General features: G+C 67.7%; 14 protein-coding genes. 9 read left to right on the forward strand and 5 right to left on the reverse strand.

Annotated elements, in window-relative coordinates; translation table 11 throughout:
- Positions 1-135 precede the first annotated feature (135 nt).
- Genes ACCC97_RS10360 through ACCC97_RS10380 form a run of 5 tightly spaced genes read left to right on the forward strand, consistent with a single transcriptional unit; the run spans position 136 to position 6,702 of the window.
- Positions 136-1,350 carry an efflux RND transporter periplasmic adaptor subunit gene (locus ACCC97_RS10360; RefSeq protein ID WP_413332673.1) on the forward strand — a complete coding sequence of 405 codons (1,215 nt, stop codon included), beginning with the start codon at positions 136-138 and terminating at the stop codon, positions 1,348-1,350.
- Complete coding sequence (locus ACCC97_RS10365) at positions 1,343-4,438, forward strand: efflux RND transporter permease subunit (protein WP_413332675.1); 3,096 nt, start codon at positions 1,343-1,345, stop codon at positions 4,436-4,438. The genes ACCC97_RS10360 and ACCC97_RS10365 overlap by 8 nt, the downstream gene beginning before the upstream one ends.
- Before the next feature lie 16 nt (positions 4,439-4,454).
- Entirely contained in the window at positions 4,455-5,960 is a 1,506-nt protein-coding gene (locus tag ACCC97_RS10370) for an efflux transporter outer membrane subunit (RefSeq protein ID WP_413332677.1), read from the forward strand.
- Positions 5,957-6,337: a RidA family protein gene (locus tag ACCC97_RS10375; RefSeq protein WP_007827674.1), complete on the forward strand. Its 381-nt coding sequence runs from the start codon at positions 5,957-5,959 to the stop codon at positions 6,335-6,337. The genes ACCC97_RS10370 and ACCC97_RS10375 overlap by 4 nt, the downstream gene beginning before the upstream one ends.
- Positions 6,337-6,702: a hypothetical protein gene (locus ACCC97_RS10380; protein WP_007827672.1), complete on the forward strand. Its 366-nt coding sequence runs from the start codon at positions 6,337-6,339 to the stop codon at positions 6,700-6,702. Before ACCC97_RS10375 ends, ACCC97_RS10380 begins: the two co-directional genes overlap by 1 nt.
- On the opposite strand, the gene ACCC97_RS10385 is transcribed toward ACCC97_RS10380, so the two are convergent.
- The 4 genes from ACCC97_RS10385 to ACCC97_RS10400 form a co-directional block, all read right to left on the reverse strand.
- On the reverse strand, positions 6,666-7,739 hold the full coding sequence (locus ACCC97_RS10385) for a phospholipase (RefSeq protein WP_413332679.1): 1,074 nt from the start codon (positions 7,737-7,739) through the stop codon (positions 6,666-6,668). The two genes, ACCC97_RS10380 and ACCC97_RS10385, sit on opposite strands and share 37 nt — an antisense overlap.
- A gap of 34 nt (positions 7,740-7,773) precedes the next feature.
- Positions 7,774-10,149 carry a Tex family protein gene (locus ACCC97_RS10390; RefSeq protein ID WP_007827667.1) on the reverse strand — a complete coding sequence of 792 codons (2,376 nt, stop codon included), beginning with the start codon at positions 10,147-10,149 and terminating at the stop codon, positions 7,774-7,776.
- A gap of 79 nt (positions 10,150-10,228) precedes the next feature.
- Entirely contained in the window at positions 10,229-11,197 is a 969-nt protein-coding gene (locus tag ACCC97_RS10395) for a sensor histidine kinase (protein WP_413332681.1), read from the reverse strand.
- Between the two features lie 8 nt (positions 11,198-11,205).
- Positions 11,206-12,000, reverse strand: coding sequence for a LuxR C-terminal-related transcriptional regulator (locus tag ACCC97_RS10400; protein ID WP_007827664.1), 795 nt, complete (start codon positions 11,998-12,000; stop codon positions 11,206-11,208).
- A gap of 514 nt (positions 12,001-12,514) precedes the next feature.
- Here ACCC97_RS10400 and ACCC97_RS10405 point away from each other — a divergent pair.
- The 4 genes from ACCC97_RS10405 to ACCC97_RS10420 are packed head-to-tail and all read left to right on the forward strand — an operon-like array spanning position 12,515 to position 15,567.
- Complete coding sequence (locus ACCC97_RS10405; protein ID WP_413332683.1) at positions 12,515-13,021, forward strand: hypothetical protein; 507 nt, start codon at positions 12,515-12,517, stop codon at positions 13,019-13,021.
- A gap of 23 nt (positions 13,022-13,044) precedes the next feature.
- Complete coding sequence (locus ACCC97_RS10410) at positions 13,045-13,524, forward strand: GIY-YIG nuclease family protein (protein ID WP_413332685.1); 480 nt, start codon at positions 13,045-13,047, stop codon at positions 13,522-13,524.
- Positions 13,525-13,579: 55 nt separating this feature from the next.
- Complete coding sequence (locus tag ACCC97_RS10415; protein ID WP_413332687.1) at positions 13,580-14,155, forward strand: DUF2239 family protein; 576 nt, start codon at positions 13,580-13,582, stop codon at positions 14,153-14,155.
- Positions 14,152-15,567 (forward strand): MATE family efflux transporter, encoded by a 1,416-nt coding sequence (locus tag ACCC97_RS10420; protein ID WP_413332689.1) that lies wholly within the window; start codon positions 14,152-14,154, stop codon positions 15,565-15,567. The genes ACCC97_RS10415 and ACCC97_RS10420 overlap by 4 nt, the downstream gene beginning before the upstream one ends.
- Positions 15,568-15,581: 14 nt before the next feature.
- On the opposite strand, the gene ACCC97_RS10425 is transcribed toward ACCC97_RS10420, so the two are convergent.
- On the reverse strand, positions 15,582-16,058 hold the full coding sequence (locus ACCC97_RS10425) for a VOC family protein (RefSeq protein ID WP_413311987.1): 477 nt from the start codon (positions 16,056-16,058) through the stop codon (positions 15,582-15,584).
- Positions 16,059-16,124: the final 66 nt, after the last annotated feature.

Genomic DNA, 16,124 nt, shown 5'->3' on the forward strand with positions numbered 1-16,124 from the left:
AAGAGAACTTCAGGATTTCTTGGGAGCTTCTTCAGACGCCTTTTCTTACGCTCCCCGGCAGGAGACGGGAGCGGATCGAGGGCATGGGAAGGCGTCCCGTGCACGGCGCGCCCGTCCCGCGAGATCCGTATCGTGATGAAGAAGAAATCCCTCTACCAGATCACCCCCGCGCGCATCGTCTTCGGCGTGATGACCTGCGCGGCCCTGTGCGTTGACTCCTTCGACGGCGCCGCCCATGCAGCCACCACCGTGGCCGCCGCCCCCGCGCCGATGCTGGTGCGCCAGGGCAACCGCCTGAGCGTGCCCGCCGGCTCGCCGCTGCGCGATCGCCTGCTGGTCGCCACGGTCGGCCAGGACACGCTGCCGCACGAGGTGAGCCTGCCCGCCACGGTGGAAGCCAATCCGGCCAATACCGCCAACATCCTGCCGCCGCTGACCGGCCGGCTGCTCGAGCTGAAGGTGCGCCTGGGCGACACCGTCAAGCGCGGCCAGGTGCTTGCGACGATGAGCTCGCCCGACCTCGCGCAGGCCGTGGCCGACGCGCAGAAGGCTCGCGACGCACTCGACCTCGCGCAGCCGCGGCCCCGGGCCGGGCGCGGCGCGGCCGCGCCGCCCGCCCCCCACCCCCCCGCCGCGGGGGGGGGGGGGGGCGCGCGCGGCGTGAACGAGGCAGGCTCCAACGCCGCGAAGGACGTTGAAGCCGCCAGCAGCAGCGTCGCCCAGCAGAAGGCCGAGCTCCAGCGCAGCGAAGCGCGCCTGCGCAGCCTGGGCGCGGACGCGAGCGGCGCCCAGGCCGGCCAGGTGCTGAAGATCGTCGCGCCCACGTCCGGCACGGTCACGGCGCTGAACGCGGCCGCCGGCTCCAGCCTGAACGACGCCAACGCGGTTCTGATGACGGTGTCGAACCTGGATTCGGTCTGGGTCACGGTCAACGTGCCCGAGGGCGTGGTCGGCACGGTCGCGCCTGGGCAGAACGTGGTGGTCACGCTGGCGGCCTACCCGGGGCGCAGCTTCACTGGCAAGGTGGCCTTCGTGAGCGCGGTGCTCGACGCGGACACGCGCCGCGCCCGCGCGCGCATCGTCTTCGCCAACCCCGACGGCATCTTCAAGCCCAACATGTACGCGACGGCCGTGCTGGGCGTGCCGCAGGGCGTGCAGCCGCAGGTGCCGGCATCGGCGCTGCTGATGAACAACGACAGCGTGAGCGTCTTCGTCGAGGCCGAGCCCTGGACCTTCGTGCGCCGCACGGTGGAGCTGGGCCGGGAAGACGGCGACAAGGTTCGCATCCGCAGCGGCCTGGCCGCCGGCGAGCGCGTGGTGGTCCGCGGTGGTGTGCTGCTGAATGATTAATCTCATCATCACCCAGTTCTTCCGCCGCAGGCACCTGGCCTGGGCGATGTCGGTGGCGCTCGTGCTCTTCGGCGCGTGGTCATGGACGCAGATGACGGTGGAGGCCTACCCCGACCTCGGCGACGTGAACGTGCAGGTGACCACGCAGGTCAACGGCCTGGCCGCCGAGGAGATCGAGCAGCAGATCACCACGCCGCTGGAGCGCGCGCTGAGCAACACGCCGGGGCTGGCCTCAATCCGCTCGAGCAGCACCTTCGGGCTGTCGCTGATCACGCTGACCTTCAAGGACGGCACCGACGACTACTTCGCGCGCCAGCGCGTGACGGAGCGCATCGGCCAGGTCAGCCTGCCCTCGGGCGCGCAGCCCGGCCTGGGGCCGGTGGCGGGGCCGGCCGGCGAGATCTACCGCTACACGCTGGAGTCGGACACCAGGAACCTGATGGAACTGTCGGAGCTGCAGCGCTGGAAGGTGATTCCCGCGCTCAAGCAGGTGGCGGGCGTGGTCGACATCAACAACTTCGGCGGCTTCACCCGCGAGTTCCAGCTGGAGCTCGACCCGGCGCGCCTGCAGAAGTACGGGCTGGTGCTCAACGACGTGGTCACGGCCATCAACAACAACAGCGCCAGCGCCGGCGGCGGGCGCATCGCGCGCGGCGACCAGAGCTACGTGGTGCGCGGCATCGGCCAGATCCGCACGCTGGACGACCTGGGCACGGTGGTGGTGGCGCAGAGCAACGGCTCGCCGGTGCAGGTGCGCGACCTGGGGCGGCTGCAGTTCGGCCACCAGGAGCGCGGCGGCATCCTGGGCAAGGACACCAACCCGGACACCATCGAGGGCATCGTGCTGATGCTCAAGTACGAGAACCCCTCGCGCGTGCTGGAGGGTGTGCACAAGAAGATCGACGAGCTGCAGGCCGAGCTCGCGCCCATGGGCGTGAAGATCGTGCCCTACATCGACCGCGACGACCTGGTGAAGCTCACCGTCGACAAGGTGACGCACACGGTGCTCGAAGGCATGGCGCTGGTGTGCTTCGTGCTCATTCTTTTCCTGGGCAGCCCGCGCAGCGCGGTGGTGGCTGCCGTGGCCATTCCGATGTCGCTGGTGACGGTGTTCATCGTGATGCACTTCACCCGCATGCCGGCCAACCTGTTCTCGCTGGGCGCGATCGACTTCGGCATCATCGTGGACGGCGCCATCGTGGTGATGGAGGCCATCCTGCGGCGAAGGGAAGAAGAGCCCCACGCCACGCTCACCGAGGGCAACATCCTCGAGACGGTGAGCCACGTGTCGGGACCGATCTTCTTCGCGACGCTGATCATCATCACGGCGTACTTTCCGCTGTTCGCCTTCGAGCGGGCCGAGGGCAAGCTGTTCAAGCCGATGGCCTTCACGGTCGGCTACGCGCTGGTGGGTGCCCTGCTCTGCGCGCTCACGCTCATTCCGAGCCTGGCCTACGTGGCGCTGCGCAAGCCGAGCAAGCCCTTCGTCAACAAGCCGCTGGTGTGGCTCACCGGTGCGTACCGGCGGGTGCTGGCGCGGCTGCTGGAGGTGCCGGCCATCGCCTACGGGCTGAGCGTGGCGGCGCTGGCCGCGGTGGTGGTGCTGGGCGCCACGGCCGGGCGCGAATTTTTGCCCGACATCGACGAAGGGGCGTTGTGGCTGCAGGTGCAGTTGCCCTCGGGCCTGTCGCTGGACAAGGCCAGCGAGATGGCGACCGAGCTGCGGCACGTGCTGCTCGAATACCCCGAGGTCTCGTACGTGGTGACGCAGCTGGGCCGCAACGACGATGGCACCGACCCGTGGACGCCCTCGCACATGGAGGTGCCGGTGGGTCTCAAGCCTTATGGCGAGTGGCCGGCCGGGGTGAAGAAGGCCGACTTCGTGCGCACCCTGACCGAGCGCTTCGCGCGCATGCCGGGCTTCGACGTGGGCATCAGCCAGCCCATCATCGACGGCGTGAACGACGCCGTGGGCGGCGCGCACAGCCCGCTGGTGCTGCGCATCTACGGCGACGACCTGAAGGAAAGCCGGCGCATCGGCAACCAGATCGTCGACCTGCTCGAAACGGTGCGCGGCACCGCCTCGGCGTCGCTGTTCCAGGAGCCGCCGATTCCGCAGGTGGTGATCCAGCTCAACCGCGAGGCGGCGGCGCGCTTCGGCGTGAACGCGAACGACGTGGCCAGCCTGATCCAGACCGGCATCGGCGGCGCGCCTGTCATCACCGTGTACTCGGGCAACCGCACCTACAACGTGTCGGTGAAGATGCCCAGGAGCGCCAAGGGCAATACCGAGGCCATCGGTTCGCTGCTGCTCAACAGCTCCAGCGGGGCCAAGGTGCCGCTCGCGCAGGTGGCCGACATCCGCCTGCAGACCGGCGAAAGCACGATCTCGCACGAGATGAACGAGCGCCAGATCACGGTGCGCGTGGACAACCGCGACCGCGACCTCGCCTCCTACCTCGACGAGGCGCGCGATCGCATCGCGAAGGAAGTGAAGTTCGACCCCACGAAGTTCCGCCTGCAATGGGCCGGCCAGTTCGAGAACCAGCAGCGCGCGCAGGCCCGGCTGAGCGTGTCGCTGGCCATCGTGGTGAGCATCATGGCGGTGCTGCTGTTCTTCCAGTTCGGGAAGATCCGGCAGGTGGCGCTGATCCTCGGCGTGGTGCCTATGGCCACGCTGGGCGGGCTGATCGCGGTGCACGTGGCGGGTGAAACGCTCAACGTGGCAACGGCCGTGGGCTTCATCGCGCTCTTCGGTGTCTCGATACAGAACGGGATCATCATGGTCGCGAACTTCCGCCGCGTGCGCGGCGAAGGTCTGGAGCTGCAGGCCTCGGTGCTCGAAGGCGCGACCGAGCGGCTGCGGCCGGTGCTGATGACGGCCACGGTGGCATCGGTGGGCATGCTGCCGGCGGCGTTGGCCACTGGCGTGGGCACCGACGTGCAGCGCGGGCTGGCCACGGTGGTGGTCGGCGGGCTGGTGGTGTCGACGCTGCTGACGCTCTTCATCCTGCCCACGCTGTACTTCGCGATGGAACGCGTGTTCGAACGCAAGGGCTGGGGCACGCGCTCGCGGCGCGACCGCTAGGAAAGCAGAACAAGCAATGACGACAAAGAAGACAAACCTGGCGACGCCCGTGGCGGCCGGCATCGCGGCGATGCTGCTGGCCGGCTGCGCGGTCGGCCCCGACTACGCCCGCCCGCAGTTGAATCTGCCTCAGCAGTACACGCCCGCGCCACCTGTAAGCAAGGAAGCCGAAGGCGTGCCGCTGGCGCGCCTGTCGCCCGATCTCGACGTGCCGGCCCAGTGGTGGCAGGCCTTCCGCAGCGAGCCGCTGAACGCGCTGGTCACGCAGAGCCTTGCCGGCAACCCGACCATCGAGGCGGCCGACGCCGCCCTTCGCGCGGCGCAGGAGAACGAAGCCGCCGACCGCGCCGCCTTCTGGCCCAGCGTGGCGCTGGGCTATTCGCCGATGCGGCAGCGCGTGGCCAGCGCGGTGGCGAGCCCGGTGTCGTCCAACGCGAGCCTGTACACGCTGCACACGGCGCAGGTGACGGTGTCGTACACGCCCGACGTGTTCGGTGCCACCCGCAGGCAGGTGGAAGGCGCGCAGGCCAATACCGAGCTGCAGCAGTTCCAGGGCGTTGCCGCAAAGCTCACGCTCAGCAGCAACGTGGTGACCGCCGCGATCACCGAGGCCTCGCTGCGCGCGCAGCAGGCCGCCACGCTGAAGATCATCGCGGGCCAGAAGGAAGTGCTCCAGGCCTACCGCAAGCAGCTGGCGCTGGGCCAGGTGGCGCCAGCCGACGTCGACGCGCAGGAAGCCGCGCTGGCCGCCACCGAGGCCACGCTGCCGCCGCTGGACCGGCAACTGGCGCAGCAGCGCAACCTGTTGGCCACGCTGGCGGGCCGCTTCCCGAGCCAGGGCGTGGAGGCGCGGTTCGATCTGGATGCGCTGCAGCTGCCGACGGAACTGCCGCTGACCCTTCCTTCCAGCCTGGTCGAGCATCGCCCCGACGTGCGTGCCGCCGAAGCGCAGCTGCAGGCCGCCAGCGCCGCCATCGGCGTGGCGGTCGCGGCGCGGCTGCCGAACGTGACGCTTGGCGTGAACTCGTACGGCTCCTCGGCCTACCGGCTGGCGGACCTGTTCAAGTCGTCATCGCTCTTCTGGACGGTGGCCGCGAGCGTGACGCAGCCCATCTTCGACGGCGGCGCGCTCAAGCACCGCGAGGCAGCCGCGCGCGCCTCCTTCGACCAGGCAGCCGCGCAGTACCGCGCGACGGTGCTCGCCGCCTTCCAGGACGTGGCCAATACGCTGGAAGCCATCGATGCCGACACCCGCGCGCTGCAGGCGGCGGTGAAGGCCGAGCGCACGGCTTCGCAGAGCCTGGCGCGCACGCAGGCGCAGGTGCGGCTGGGCGATGCCAGCGCGCTCTCGCTGCGCATTGCCCAGCAGGCCCAGCAGCAAGCACTGCTGAATCTCGTACAGGCCCGTGCGCTGCGGCTGACCGATGCCACCGCCCTCTTCCAGGCGCTCGGCGGCGGCTGGTGGAATGCGCCACAACCTGCCATCGTCTCGTCTTCTTCCATTTCCACCGCATCGCCATGAACATCATCCGCCACGACATGGGCCCCCGCTTCAGTGAGATGGTGACCGTCGACCTGGGCGCTGCGCGCCTGCTGTACCTCTCCGGCCAGGTGGCCGAGAACCCTTCGCTCGACATCACCGGGCAGATGCGCGAGATCCTGCGCCACATCGATCGCCTGCTCGCCACCCAGGGCGCGACCAAGCAGGACCTGGTGAGCGTGACGATCTACCTGCGCACCGTGGGCGACTACGCCGCGATGAACTCGGTGTGGGACGAATGGGTGCCCGCCGGCCACACGCCGGCGCGCGCCACGGTGGGGGCGAAGCTGATCGACTCCGAGTACCGCGTCGAGATCCAGGCCACGGCGGCCATCACCGCGATGGGGCCGACGCCGTGATGCGCACGGTCGTTCTTTGGGGGCTGATGCTGGGCGGCTGCTCGGCCTTCGATGCGCATTCCTTCGACCGTTCCGCCGGCTGGCGGGCCGCGCAGGTCGTCAGCGTCGGGCGCACGAGCGATCTGGCAGCCACTGCCGATCGCGATTGCGGTGCAGACGGCGGTGCCGCGACACCCTACGCCGTCGTGCGCTACCGCTACGGCGGCGTGCACACGCGCTCGGTAGGCACGGGGCGATGGCCTCAAGGCGCCGAACTCAAGGTCGGCGATGCGGTGGAAGTGAACATCCTCGACTGCGCGGCACCCTTGGCACTGCTGGCGCCGGTGGGTCAGAGCGGCAGCAGCTCGGGCACGCCGTCGCGCTGAAGCCAGCCCTCGAACTCGTCGGACAGCCGCCGCGCTTCGCGCGTGGCGCGGCCCCACGCGGCGATGCGTGCCTGCGCGTCGTTCGCGAAGTGGATGAAGTCCTTGCGGTCGGGCAGCTTGCCGTTGGGCAGCGAGCGCACCCAATCGGGGTCGGGCGCTAGCAACACCATGCGGTCGAGGAAGCCGCTGGCCTTGTGGCGCCAGCGCAGCCCCTTGTCGAGCCAGCCCGGCACCACCGCCTGCTGGAAATGCGGATACAGCACGATGCCCTCGTCGGCCGGCTGGTAGTCCAGGTGCAGGTGGTAGTCGGTGATGCCGCCGTCCCAGTAGGCGCCGCGCGGCGCGCCGGGAATGTCGTGCACCGCCGCCAGCAGGAACGGAATGGAGCACGAGGCCTGCAACACCATGTTGAAGTTGGCCTCGCTCAGTGCATGCTGGCGCGTGCGGAAGTCGCGCGTACCGAAGGGCAAGGAGGCGCCGGGCGTGGAGAACACGCAGCGCTCCAGCCACGCGCCCAGGCTCCTGCGGTGCAGGCTGTTGGTCGCGAAGGCGCCCAGGTAGCCGACAGGAGTGCGCGCCCTGCCCTCGCGCCCGAGGATGTGGCGTCCGCGCGAAGTCACCACGTGCAGGCGGTAGCGCGGATGGTTCAGCACCTCGGCGATGCGCCCGCCATAGAAGTCTTCGAGGCTCTGGGCGAACTTGTCGCTGAGCTGGCGCGGGCTGAGCCGCTTCTGTCCCGGCGGCACTTCGAACTGCTGGTGCACGTAGTCGTGCTCGAAGCGTTCGAAAGCGGTGTCAGGGTCGGCCAGGCAGGCCGTCGACAGCCGCCACGCGCCGATGGAGGCGCCCACCAGATGCACCTGCTGGCTCGACTGCGTGAGCCAGCGCCCGAAGATGAAGCGGTCGAGCGGCCCGAGGATCAGCCCCTTGGGACCGCCTGCCGCGCCGGGGATGGTGCGCACGTCCTGCGAGCGCAGGCCGTGCCGTTCGATGTGCTTGCGGGCCGCGGGGCCGGCGTAGATGCGCAGGGCTTTCATGCCGGATGCTTCCGCAAGAACCGTGCGTTGCCGACTACTTGCGCAACCCCTGCAGCTTGGCAAACGCGCTCGCCATCTGCCCCGCCGGCTGCGGCGAGTTGTCGCGCCGGCCTTGCTGCTGCTGGCCGCGCCCTGCCCCTTCGAAACGGTTGTCGCGCGGGCCGTCACGGCGCGCGGGCGCTGCATCGAGCTTCATCGACAGGCCGATGCGCTTGCGCGCCACGTCCACTTCCATCACCTTGACCTTGACGATGTCGCCGGTCTTGACGACTTCGCGCGCGTCGTTCACGAACTTGTGGCTCAGCTGGCTCACGTGGACCAGGCCGTCCTGGTGCACGCCGAGGTCGACGAAGGCGCCGAACTGGGCCACGTTGCTCACGGTGCCCTCGAGGATCATGCCCTCGGCCAGGTCCGAGATGTCATCCACGCCGTCGTTGAAACGCGCCACCTTGAAGTCGGGGCGCGGGTCGCGGCCCGGCTTCTCGAGTTCGCCCAGGATGTCCTTGACCGTGATGACGCCGAATTTCTCGTTGGCGAACAGCTCGGGCTTGAGCGCCTTGAGCATGTCGGCGCGGCCCATCAGCTCGGCAATCGGCTTGCCGGTCTTCACGATGATCTGCTCGACCAATGGATAGGTTTCCGGGTGCACGCCGGTGATGTCCAGCGGGTCGGTGCCGCCGCGGATGCGCAGGAAGCCCGCGCTCTGCTCGAAGGCCTTGGGGCCGAAGCCGGTCACGTCGAGCAGTTGCTTGCGGGTGGAGAACGCACCATTGGCCTCGCGCCAGCGCACCACGGCCTTGGCCACGCTGCCCGACAGGCCCGAAACGCGCGACAGCAGCGGCACGCTGGCCGTGTTCAGATCCACGCCCACCGAGTTCACGCAGTCTTCGACCACGGCCTGCAGCGTGCGTGCGAGTTCGCTCTGGTTCACGTCGTGCTGGTACTGGCCCACGCCGATGCTCTTGGGATCGATCTTCACGAGTTCGGCCAGCGGGTCTTGCAAACGTCGCGCGATGGAGGCTGCGCCGCGCAGGCTCACGTCGACATCGGGCATTTCCTGCGAGGCGAATTCACTGGCGGAGTACACCGAAGCGCCCGCCTCGCTCACCACGACCTTCTCGACCTTGATTTCCGGCGCGCCGGCCTGCGCGGCCATCTTGGCGAGCAGCTTGATGAGGTCGGCGGCCAGCTTGTCGGTTTCGCGGCTGGCGGTGCCATTGCCGATGGCGATCAGGTTCACGCCGTGCTTGGCGCACAGCTTGCCCAGCGTGTGCAGCGAGCCTTCCCAGTCCTTGCGCGGCTCGTGCGGGAACACGGTGGCGGTCTCGACCAGCTTGCCGGTGGAATCGACCACGGCCACCTTCACGCCGGTGCGGATGCCAGGGTCGAGGCCCATCACGACACGCGGTCCGGCCGGCGCAGCCAGCAGCAGGTCGCGCAGGTTGTCGGCAAACACCTTGATGGCGACCTTCTCCGCGTCTTCGCGCAGGCGGGTGAACAGGTCACGCTCGGTCGACAGCGCCAGCTTCACGCGCCAGGTCCAGGCCACGCACTTGCGCAGCAGGTCGTCCGACGGGCGGCCCGCATGGCTCCAGCCCAGGTGCAAGGCGATGCGGCCTTCGGCGATGCTCGGCTTGCCCGGTTCGGGCTCGACCGGCAGCACCAGCTTTGCATCGAGGATGTCGAGCGCGCGGCCGCGGAAGACGGCCAGCGCGCGGTGCGATGGCACACGGCCAATGGGCTCGTCGTACTCGAAATAGTCGCGGAACTTGGCGACGTCGGCGTTGTTCTCGTCCTTGCCGGCCATCAGGCTGGACTTGAGCAGGCCTTCGTTCCAGAGCCATTCGCGCAGGCCCTGGACCAGAGCAGCGTCTTCGGCCCAGCGCTCGGAAAGAATGTCGCGCACGCCGTCGAGCACGAGCGGCACTGTGGAGAAATCGGGGCCCGGCTTGCCGTCGTCCAGCGTGGTGGCGGGCTGCAGGAAGGCCTTGGCTTCCACGGCCGGGTCCAGCATGGGGTCGGCCAGCAGCTTGTCGGCCAGCGGCTCGATGCCGAATTCGCGGGCGATCTGGCCCTTGGTGCGGCGCTTCTGCTTGAACGGCAGGTACAGGTCTTCGAGCTCCTGCTTGGTGGGTGCGAATTCGATCGCGGCGCGCAGTTCGGGGGTCAGCTTGCCCTGCTCGTCGATGGCCTTGAGCACGGCGCCGCGGCGGTCTTCAAGTTCGCGCAGGTAGGAAAGGCGAGCTTCCAGCTCTCGCAGCTGCACGTCGTCGAGGCCGTCTGTGACCTCCTTGCGGTAGCGGGCGATGAATGGAACCGTGGCGCCGCCGTCGAGCAGTTCGACGGCGGCCTTCACCTGGTTCTCGCCGACCTTGATCTCGGCGGCGAGCTGGCGAATGATTTTCTGCATGCTTGAGCGCGTCCCTGGCAAAGCGCGGAAGTTTGCCATAGGCGCTCGGTGCCCGGCCGGGGCCGTCCGGCGGGGCGCGTTACAGCATGCTTTCCGCTTCGGGCCGGGTGCCGGCCTGCGCCCGGCTTGGAACCACCAGTTGCACACACAGTCCACGGGGCACGATATTCGCCAGCGTCAGTTCGCCGCCAATGGCGTCGGCCCGCGTGCGCATGCTGCGCAGGCCCTTGCCCATCGAGGCGGAAGAGGCACTGCGGGCAGCCCCCAGGCCGCGGCCATCGTCGTGCACCTCCAGCACCAGCCCTTGCGGGTGGGCCTGGATGCCGAAGCGCAGTTCGACGCGGGTCGCACGGGCGTGCCGCAGCGCATTGGACAGCGCTTCCTGCGCCACCCGGCAGATCTGCATGGCGGTTTCTGGCGGCACCGAATGGGTTTGTGTCTCGCTTGAGATGTTCCATACCAGCGCGATGCCCAGCCGGTCGAATGCGGGCTGCAGCCGGTAGCGCAGATGGGCCAGCCGCTCGACGACGGTGGCGGAGGTCTGGTCGTCGAGGTCGTCCACCGTCATCTGGAGTTCGAGCAGGCAGGTTTGCAGGGCCATCGACAGGCTGCCTGGGCCGGTGAACCGGGGGTCCTGGCTGGCCAGAAGCGCTACCAGCCGCGAGCCGACCCCGTCGTGCAGGTCATGGGCGATGCGCCGCCGCTCGGTCATCACCTCCTGCGAGGGCCCGTGGCTTTCCGCGCGGTGCCGGGAAACGAGCCAGATGCCGACGACCGTGGCAAGCACCCCCAGGTTCAGCGCCTGCATTGCCCAAAATGTGAATGGCATGTCATTCCCCATCAAGTTGGCGGCCGATGCAGCCCGGATCACCTGCGCGGTCACCGGGGTCAGATGCAGCGCCGCCGCCAGGCCAGCCCACATCAGCAACCGCCTGCGCGAGATGCGCAAGCGCAGCCACATCAACAGCACGCCCCACGAGCCGATCGACAACCACACGAACTGGTCTTCCAGAAAGTGCGGTAAATGAAGGACCTGCGGCGAGAGCATGGCATGGCCTACAGGAGCCCCCGGTGGGAGGCAAAGCTCACGGCCTGCGCGCGGGTATGGGCGTGCAGCTTGCGGTAGATGTTTTTCACATGCGCATTCACCGTCTGGGCGCTGATGGTGAGCTGCAGCGCGATCTCTTCGGTTACGTAGCCCGTCGCCACAAGTCGTAACACTTCGCGCTCGCGCGTGGATAACGTCGCCTTGCTCTCCGGTGGACGTACCGGGTTCACGTTGGAACGCTTGTGATCGAGGTGCACGAGCAGCCGCCGCGCCAGCCGGGGGGTGATGGCGGCCCCGCCGTTCACCACCTGCAGCACGGCCTGGGCATAGCTCTGGAACCACGCGTTCTTGACCAGATAGCCGGAGGCGCCAAGCTCGAAGGCGTGCAGCACCTGGGGTTCGTCCTCGAGCGCCGAGATGACAATGATCTCCGCCGCGCTGCGATGCCGCTTGGCCTCTTCGATGAGCTCGAATCCACTCCCGTCACCGAGGCGGATGTCGACCATCAGCACGTCGAACTCATGCTGCATCAGCAATCGTCGCCCTTCGCGCAGCGTGCCGGCCTGCCCCTCGAGCTGGATGCGCAGGTCGCCCAGCAGTTCCTGGGCGATGACGCGACGCACGAAGGGGTCGTCGTCCACCAGCAGGACGCGCACGGGTTTGGTGTGCTGCCCGGTAAGAAAATCGGGCCATGGGAGCGTGTCGGCGGACGGCGCGAGCAGCCCGCCAAACTGACCGGGGTTGGCATAGTGCTTAGCCCCATTCCCTGTTTCCGTCAACGAAATGTCGAGATCGCTTTCCATTCCAGCCCCTTTGTGACAATTAATGCACTTTGTTCGTGTCGAAAAGTTAATCCATTTCTATTCAGATTTCGAGTTTCGGCTTTTTTGATTACTTTGGTTGCATCTTGTTTCCATTGATTTTCGATGTCAACTGAAAGTTGTAATTTCCATGTTGGCGTCGCGTGAAAGGACGCCTTCCGATGCCAGCGGAGAGGGAGCAAACCACTACTTTCGTCATAGCCTTGCACTACCCAGCATGAGACATCTTTGGCTGGTTTCCCGACCCGGAAACTGCGCTCCGGTCATGGCGAAAGCATCTAAACCGCGCCGCTGCCCGAGCCAAGGCCGGATCGTCCGGTGATCGAGCGGGCGGCGCGGTCAGCTTCGCGGGACTTCGGATCGGCGGGCGCGACGGCAAGCGGTTCGGCGACCACGCAGGGCCAGGTAACCAGCATGGCCGCGACAACCGGCAACGGCCTTGCAACAGGCGGAGCGTTCCCGTGGCCGAGGGCACGCGCTGCCTTACCCTTCGCGGATGACCTCATTCGCCCGTGCACTGCGCGCACTGCTCCGCGCCATCGGTATCGTGCTCGTCGTTCCCGTGCTGCTCTTCGAGGAGTGGGGCTGGGAGCCACTGGCCGCGCTCGCCGCGCGGCTGTCCCGCCTGCCCTTCTGGGCAGCGCTCGAAGAACGGCTGCGCCGCCTGCCGCCCTGGGGCGCATTGCTGGCTTTCTTCGTGCCGGTTGTGCTGCTGCTGCCGGTAAAGGTACTGGCGCTCTTTCTCTTCAGCCGCGGGCACGCGGCCAGCGCCCTCACCGTGCTCGTGCTGGCCAAGCTGGTAGGCACGGCTATCGTCGCGCGGATCTTCCAGCTGGTCGAAGGGCCGTTGATGCGCATTCCGTGGTTCGCCCGCTGGTATCCGCGATGGAAGGCATGGAAAGACCATGTGCTCACCCTCGTTCGCCAGAGCCGGCCCTGGCGTGTGGTGCGGGCGTTGAACCGGCGCATCTCGCGCGGCTGGCGGCGGCTTAGGGGAGGTTGAGTAGTTATTTTTACCCGGGTATATTGCAGTCTTCATTTAACCCGGGTAATATTTGGAGCATGAACCTCTCAGCAGAAAGCCGGCGAGCCATCTCCCGCCAGTACAAGGAAAGCGCGCGCCCGGCCGGCGTATTCGTCATCCGCAACAGGTTGACCGGCCGGGCCTATGTGGCCGGCAGCCTCGACGTCGAAGGCGCCATGAACCGTGCCCGCTTCGAGCTGAACATGCGCTCGCACCGGAACAAGGCGCTCGGGCGGGACTGGATCGCGCACGGCGCCGATCGGTTCACCTTCGAGGTGATCGACCGGGTCAAGGAAAGCGAAGACCCGGCCTTTGACCGCGCGGCGGAACTCGAGAAACTCCTTGCGCTCTGGCGCGAAGAACTCCAATGCGACGGCGAGAAGGGCTACAACACGCCATCCGCCCCGGCGGCCGAAAAAAGCCTGCCGCAAATCAACACCGCGCCTCTTGCGCTTTGCCTCGACGACACACCAAACGCCTGAGCCATTCAACGGGTAGATTACGCACCTCGTTTCGAACGGACCGGAAGAAAGAACAATGCCCTCCGACACGCCACCCACCAACCTGATCGTTTTCGCCGGTTTCAAGCGCATTGCCCAGGGAAGCACCGCCGACGTGCTCGCGCAGTTGCGCGAGCGCAAGGACGACACGCCCTACCTCGTGTTCGACGAGCAGACCGGCGAGCCGCTCGACTTCGACGTGCACAACCGGGCCGGCCTCGTGCCGCACGCCGCCGGTACAGAGGCTCATGAAGACACGCCCCGCGGCGTAGGCCGCCCGAAGCTGGGCGTGGTCGCGCGCGAAGTCACCCTGCTTCCGCGCCACTGGGACTGGCTCAACCGCCAGCCCGGCGGCGCATCGGTCGCGCTGCGGCGCCTGGTGCAGGAGGCTAGCCGCGTCAACGCCGACCGCGACGCCGTGCGCGCTTCGCGCGAGGCCACCTATCGCTTCATGACCGCGATTGCCGGCGCCCTGCCCGGTTTCGAGGAAGCCACGCGCGCGCTGTTCGCCGGCGAGCGCAATCGCTTCGAAGGACTCATCGACGCCTGGCCCGTGGACCTGCGCTCCCATCTTCAGAAATTGTCAGCCGCCGGCTGGAGCACCCCCGCATGAGAGCAACCCCCGAGACTTCCGCAACCGGTCGCAGCGGCCTTCAGGGCGTGCCCGTGGCGCCCGTGGGCGCAACGCGTCCGTTGTGGAAGGTCTTTCTTTTCTTCCTCGCGCCGATGCTGCTCAGCAACATCCTGCAATCGCTCTCGGGCACGCTCAACAACGTCTACGTGGGGCAGATGCTCGGCGTGGGCGCGCTGGCAGCCGTGTCGAGCTTCTTCCCGGTGATGTTCTTCTTCATCGCCTTCATCATCGGCCTGGGCGCGGGCGCCTCGGTGCTCATTGGCCAGGCCTGGGGCGCGCGCGACGTGGCCAAGGCCAAGGCCGTGGCCGGCACCACGCTCACTGTGGGCGTGCTCATGGGCCTGGTGATCGCAGTGTTCGGCGGCGCCTTCACCACGCCGATGCTGGCCGCACTGGGCACGCCGCCCGATGTGCTGGCCGACTCCACGCGCTACGCCCGCATCATGCTGGTCGCGATGCCGGGCGTGTTCGTGTTCCTGCTCGCCACGGCCATGCTGCGCGGCGTGGGCGACACCGTCACGCCGCTGCTCACGCTGGTGATCTCGACGCTGATCGGGCTGGTGGTCACGCCCGCGCTCATCCGCGGCTGGGGCGGCCTGCCGCAGCTTGGCGTGGCCAGCGGTGCGTGGGCCTCGGTGCTGTCCTTCGCGGTGGCGACCACCTGGCTCGGCTTCCGGCTGCACAGCCGCAAGAGCCCGCTCGCGCCCGACGCAGCATTCGTGCGCAACCTGCGCATCCAGCCGCACCTGCTGAAGGCGGTGCTGAAGATCGGCGTACCCACGGGCGTGCAGATGATCGTGGTCGCTCTGGCCGAGGTGGTGCTGCTGTCGATGGTCAACAGCTACGGCTCGAGCGCCACAGCGGCCTACGGCGCGGTGAACCAGGTGGTGGCGTACGTGCAGTTCCCGGCCATCTCGATCGCCATCGCCGCGTCGATCCTCGGCGCGCAGGCCATCGGAGCGGGCCGCGCCGACCGGCTCGGCGCCATCGCCAAGACGGCGCTGCTGATGAATCTCGTGCTGACCGGCGGCCTCGTGCTGCTGGGCTACCTGTTCTCGCGCCACCTGATGGCCTTCTTCATCACCAGCGCGCCGGTGCTCGAGATCGCACAGACGCTGCTGCACATCATGCTGTGGAGCCTGGTGATCTTCGGCATGGCCGCGGCGCTGTCGGGGATCATGCGCGCCAGCGGCTCGGTGCTGGTGCCTACGTTGATCTCCATCCTCTGCATCCTCGGAATAGAAGTGCCGGTGGCCTGGCTCATGAGCCATCGCATCGGCCTGAACGGCATCTGGATCGCCTACCCGGTGACCTTCGGCGCGATGCTGCTGCTGCAGACCGCGTACTACCAGCTGGTGTGGCGCAAGAAGGGAATCCGCCGGCTGGTATAGCCGCCGGCGGCGGATCACTCCCCGTCGAAGGCCCTCTGCACCGTGGCGATGTCGAGCTTGACCATCTTCATCATCGCCTGCATTGCGCGGGCCGCCTTGGCCGGGTCCTTGTCCTGGAACATGCGGATCATCGGCATGGGCGCGACCTGCCAGGACACGCCGTAGCGGTCGGTGAGCCAGCCACACTGCACCGGCTGGCCGCCGCCTTCGAGCAGCTTCTCCCAGTAGTAGTCGACCTCCGCCTGGGTCTCGCATTTCACGAGCATCGAGATGGCGGGGGTGAACTTGTACTCCGGCCCTCCGTTGAGCACCATGAACTCCTGCCCTTCGAGTTCGAAGGTTGCGGTGAGCACCGAGCCCTTCTTGGCGGGGTTGACGTCGCCCCAGAGCAGCTTGTCGGTCACGCGCGAGTTCGGAAAGATCGCGGTGTAGAAATTCAGCGCGTCTTCGCCGTTGCCATCGAACCAGAGGCAGGGAACGATCTTTTGCATGGGATCTCCTTCGCTTGAATGATGAACCAGAGAGTTCAGTATCAAATCGGCAGGAGGGCCTTGTCA

The sequence above is a fragment of the Variovorax sp. Varisp85 genome, from assembly GCF_047304045.1.
In the GTDB taxonomy this organism is placed as follows: Bacteria; Pseudomonadota; Gammaproteobacteria; order Burkholderiales; family Burkholderiaceae_C; genus Variovorax.

Coding starts and splice junctions, on each gene's coding strand:
- ACCC97_RS10360 (WP_413332673.1), top strand. CDS start 136: ATGAAGAAGAAATCCCTCTACCAGATCACCCCCGCGCGCATCGTCTTC.
- ACCC97_RS10365 (WP_413332675.1), top strand. CDS start 1,343: ATGATTAATCTCATCATCACCCAGTTCTTCCGCCGCAGGCACCTGGCC.
- ACCC97_RS10370 (WP_413332677.1), top strand. CDS start 4,455: ATGACGACAAAGAAGACAAACCTGGCGACGCCCGTGGCGGCCGGCATC.
- ACCC97_RS10375 (WP_007827674.1), top strand. CDS start 5,957: ATGAACATCATCCGCCACGACATGGGCCCCCGCTTCAGTGAGATGGTG.
- ACCC97_RS10380 (WP_007827672.1), top strand. CDS start 6,337: ATGCGCACGGTCGTTCTTTGGGGGCTGATGCTGGGCGGCTGCTCGGCC.
- ACCC97_RS10385 (WP_413332679.1), bottom strand. CDS start 7,739: ATGAAAGCCCTGCGCATCTACGCCGGCCCCGCGGCCCGCAAGCACATC.
- ACCC97_RS10390 (WP_007827667.1), bottom strand. CDS start 10,149: ATGCAGAAAATCATTCGCCAGCTCGCCGCCGAGATCAAGGTCGGCGAG.
- ACCC97_RS10395 (WP_413332681.1), bottom strand. CDS start 11,197: ATGCTCTCGCCGCAGGTCCTTCATTTACCGCACTTTCTGGAAGACCAG.
- ACCC97_RS10400 (WP_007827664.1), bottom strand. CDS start 12,000: ATGGAAAGCGATCTCGACATTTCGTTGACGGAAACAGGGAATGGGGCT.
- ACCC97_RS10405 (WP_413332683.1), top strand. CDS start 12,515: ATGACCTCATTCGCCCGTGCACTGCGCGCACTGCTCCGCGCCATCGGT.
- ACCC97_RS10415 (WP_413332687.1), top strand. CDS start 13,580: ATGCCCTCCGACACGCCACCCACCAACCTGATCGTTTTCGCCGGTTTC.
- ACCC97_RS10420 (WP_413332689.1), top strand. CDS start 14,152: ATGAGAGCAACCCCCGAGACTTCCGCAACCGGTCGCAGCGGCCTTCAG.
- ACCC97_RS10425 (WP_413311987.1), bottom strand. CDS start 16,058: ATGCAAAAGATCGTTCCCTGCCTCTGGTTCGATGGCAACGGCGAAGAC.